The sequence below is a fragment of the Flexivirga lutea genome, from assembly GCF_054778955.1.
The window spans coordinates 1-3857 of the sequence record NZ_BAAGZB010000001.1 but is presented as its reverse complement, the minus strand read 5'-3'; the positions used below and the strand labels follow the sequence as shown (position 1 = coordinate 3857).

The following is a 3857-nucleotide window of genomic DNA, read 5'->3' as shown; positions in this document are numbered from 1 at the left end:
CCACCCGCACTCGAAGAGACACCCGCAGCCACCGCCGGCGCCGACGACTGGGACAACCCACCACCCGCACTCGAAGAGACACCCGCAGCCACCGCCGGCGCCGACGACTGGGACACCCCACCACCCGCACTCGAAGAGACACCTGCGGCCACCGAACCCGGGGCCACCGAACCCGCGGCCACCGAACCCGAGCCACGCCCGGAGCCCGCACCAGCGACACCGACCTCCGGCGCCGACGACTGGGACACGCCGCCACTGCCCTTGGCCGCATTCGGTGGCACGCCGACCGAGGACGCTTCCGCCGACGAGGATGCGGATGCGGACGACCCCGAGGGCGCCGACGGGCCGTTCGGTCCCGGCTCGGCGGCCCCGGCCGCGGACGGGTCCGGGCCGGACGGCTGGGTCAAGGGCAACGCCGACACGATGATCTTCCACTCGACCGCATCGCCGGCATACGACTCGACCGAGGCTGAGGTCTACTTCCACGACGAGACGACCGCTGCTGCAGCGGGCTTCCGGCACTGGGATCCGTCGCAGCGTTAGGAATTTCCTTCAAAATCGATAGTGCGTAAACCACCTACAGCATGGGCTGCGGTGACAGAGTCGGCATACCCCTCCCAGGACCAAGGAGCCGACATGTCGATCGACCACCTGCCGAAGAAGCCCGGCCGCCGCAGCGTGCTGCTCGGCGTCGCCGCCGCGCCGTTCGTGGCTGCGGCGACGACCTGCGCCGCAGATGCCAGTCCACACGGCCGCCACAACTACGTGGTGCCGCAGCCGCGCCCCGGGCAGTACCCCACCGACCCGACCATGCCGAAGCACGAGTTGCGCGCCTTCTGGGTGTCCGTCGTCGCCAACATCGACTGGCCGTCGAAGCAAGGCCTGTCCGCCGAGCAGCAGCAGGCCGAACTGATCGCCTGGCTGGATCTTGCGGTCGCCCAGCAGCACAACGTCGTCGTGCTCCAGGTGCGGCCGACCGCCGATGCCCTGTGGCCGTCGCCATACGAGCCGTGGTCAGCGTGGCTGACCGGCGAGCAGGGCAAGGACCCCGGCTACGACCCGCTCGGCTTCGCCGTCCGTGAGGCGCACAAGCGCAACCTGGAGTTGCACGCGTGGTTCAACCCGTTCCGCGTCGCGATGACGGAGGACCCGAGCACGTTGATCCCATCGCATCCCGCGCGACAGCATCCTGACTGGGTGCTGCCGTATGGCGGCAAGCTCTACTACAACCCCGGAGAGCCGGTCGTCCGCCGGTTCGTCGAGGACGCGATCATGGATGCCGTCGAGCACTACGACATCGACGCCGTGCACTTCGACGACTACTTCTATCCCTACCCCGCCGCCGGCAAGGTCTTCCACGACGAGGAGCAATACGCCAAGTACGGCAACGGCATGTCCCTCGATGACTGGCGCCGTTCGAACATCGACGACCTGATCGTCCGTCTCGGCCGCCGAATCAAGAAGTCGAAACCGTTGTGCCAGTTCGGGATCTCGCCGTTCGCCGTATGGCGCAATAAGGCGACCGACCCGATCGGCTCCGACACCACCGCCGGGGTGGAGACCTACGACGACTTGTATGCCGACACGCGGGGCTGGGTGAAGAAGGGCTGGATCGACTACATCTGCCCGCAGATCTATTGGTCGATCGGTTTCGCACCTGCCGACTACGCCACACTCGTCGACTGGTGGTCCGACGTCGTGGACCGCACGCCGGTGCACCTCTACATCGGGCAGGCGACATACAAGGTCAACACCAACGGTGCGGTCGATCCGCACTGGTTGAACCCCGAAGAGCTCTCCTCGCACCTTCAACTGAATGCCTCCTACCCGCAGGTCGACGGCAACATCTATTTCTCCGCAGTTCCCGTGCGCAACGACGAACTGGGCGCAACGACCCTGCTGGACGAGAAGTGGTACTCCAAGCCTGCGCTGCTGCCGGTCACTCCTCGGCTCAAGCGGCGTGCGCCCGCGCGGGTCGACGACCTGACTCGACATGCTGACACGCTGCGGTGGAGCACCGGGTCACGCGACACGGCGCACTTCGCGATCTACCGAATCCCATTGCAGCACAGTCATTCTCACGCGAAGAGCCGCGATCTCGCCGACGCTCGATATCTCGCGGCCGTCATACCCGCGGACCGACGGAGCAACAGCTGGACCGACGGCGACGCCGGCTCCGGGACTCACGTGTATGTCGTGAGCGCCGTCGACAGGGCTGGCAACGAGAGCGCCGGGGTCGCGGTCAGTTGATACTGGGAAGCACCTGCGCGGCAACGGTTTCCAGCACGTCGATCGTTGCCGCGTAGGGCTTGTCGGAGCGGGGCCAGTGGGTGATGAGGTCGGTGAACCCTGCTTCCCGTGCCCGACCGACCGCGTCCTCGAACCGATCGACGCTCTCGTAGACCGATCCCCGTGAACCGTCGGCGTTGAGATGACGTTCGAACGTCGTGCCGTCGCGACCGGCCACCGCCAGGGCTTCACTCATGCGCTCGCTCGACTCGCGCAACCCGGACCACCAGTCGTCTTCGTTCTCAGTGGGTTTGCCGTAGGTGACCCAGCCGTCCCCGAGCTCTGCGGCAAGGCGCATCCCCTTGGGCGCATTCGCGGCGATGATGAAAGGCACCCGCGGTTGTTGCACGCAGCCGGGCAGGTTCCGCGCGTCGTGCGCGCTGAAGAACCTGCCGTCATACGTGACGTGGTCCTCAGTGAGGACCCGATCGAGCAGTCTGGCGAATTCGCCGAACCGATTGGTGCGTTCGCGCACGCTCAGTGATTCGCCGAGCAACTCGGAGTCGAGGTCACCGCCGCGACCCATCCCGCAGATGAACCGGCCGCCGGAGATGTCGTCGAGGGCCAGCACGTCACGCGCGAACGTGACGGGGTGCCGGAAGTTCGGCGAGGTGACGAATGTTCCCAACCGGATCGTCGAGGTCACCAGAGCCGCGGCGGTCAGGGTCGGCGTGGTGCCGAACCACGGCGAGTCGGGCAGACCGCCCCAGACCAGGTGGTCGTAGGTCCAGGCATGATCGAAGCCGAGTTCTTCGGCCGCACGCCATTGCGGCTCCATGTCGGCCCAACGGGCTTCGGGAAGAATGGTGATGCCTACGCGCATGAGGGCAGCCTATGCGGGTGCGACTACGGGCGACGGATCAACGGCAGGTAGGGCGACAGATCCGCACGAGAACCGGACGCGGACACCGCACCGTCGCGCTCGGCGTCCTCCCACGAGATGTCGCCGACAGCCAGCTTCAGCCACGAATCAGCGCTCAGCTCCACGACATTCGGCGGTGTGCCACGACGATGGGTGAGGCCTTCGATGACCTGCACCGCACCGTATGGCGGCACGCGCACCTCCACGCTGCGACCGGGCGCCTGCAACGCGAGCTCCTGCAGGCTGAAGCGCACGGCCGTCGCGAGCACGGTCCGTCCCACCTGCGGATCTGCGCACCACGCGAGCACCGCCGCACGACCCTCCTGTGCGTCGATCTTCCTCGCCGCCATCGATCACTCCTCTCGTGGAGTCATCCTCCCGCAGCAGCGGGCACGATCACGCCGCGGGTCGAGTGCCGGAGGAACCCACGCCGCGGGTCGAGTGCCGGAGGAACGCAGCGGGGGAAGGTGCATCGAGACCGCCGGCCGTCAACCCAGCACACCTCCACCTGTGGACAATCACAGGGTATGTGGACAACATTCGCCATCGAAAACCATTGCCAGCGCTGATGATTCATGACATACTCGAACACATGAACGATATCGGATCGGGCAGCGCGCGAGGCGCCGCAACGCTCGATGCCGTCGTGGTCCGGGCGTTCCACGACCGGTTGGACGACCCGGTCGCCACCGATGACCCGTGGGCT

At 66.8% G+C, this 3857-nt stretch carries 4 protein-coding genes; 2 read left to right on the top strand and 2 right to left on the bottom strand.

What is annotated here, in order from left to right; translation table 11 throughout:
* Both ACYVBN_RS00020 and ACYVBN_RS00015 read left to right on the top strand, forming a co-directional pair.
* Nucleotides 1-543: sunset domain-containing protein (locus ACYVBN_RS00020; RefSeq protein WP_460598810.1), on the top strand; the 543-nt coding region annotated here is incomplete at its 5' end.
* 93 nt (nt 544-636) lie between these two features.
* On the top strand, nt 637-2250 hold the full coding sequence (locus tag ACYVBN_RS00015; RefSeq protein ID WP_460598809.1) for a glycoside hydrolase family 10 protein: 1614 nt from the start codon (nt 637-639) through the stop codon (nt 2248-2250).
* Here ACYVBN_RS00015 and ACYVBN_RS00010 read toward each other — a convergent pair.
* Nucleotides 2243-3112: an LLM class flavin-dependent oxidoreductase gene (locus ACYVBN_RS00010; protein WP_460598808.1), complete on the bottom strand. Its 870-nt coding sequence runs from the start codon at nt 3110-3112 to the stop codon at nt 2243-2245. The genes ACYVBN_RS00015 and ACYVBN_RS00010 overlap by 8 nt on opposite strands.
* A 23-nt stretch (nt 3113-3135) precedes the next feature.
* On the bottom strand, nt 3136-3501 hold the full coding sequence (locus tag ACYVBN_RS00005) for a sterol carrier family protein (protein ID WP_460598807.1): 366 nt from the start codon (nt 3499-3501) through the stop codon (nt 3136-3138).
* Nucleotides 3502-3857 lie beyond the last annotated feature (356 nt).

Excerpts from the sequence above, each read along its gene's own strand:
- ACYVBN_RS00005 (WP_460598807.1), bottom strand. The coding sequence starts at position 3,501 with ATGGCGGCGAGGAAGATCGACGCACAGGAGGGTCGTGCGGCGGTGCTC.
- ACYVBN_RS00010 (WP_460598808.1), bottom strand. The coding sequence starts at position 3,112 with ATGCGCGTAGGCATCACCATTCTTCCCGAAGCCCGTTGGGCCGACATG.
- ACYVBN_RS00015 (WP_460598809.1), top strand. The coding sequence starts at position 637 with ATGTCGATCGACCACCTGCCGAAGAAGCCCGGCCGCCGCAGCGTGCTG.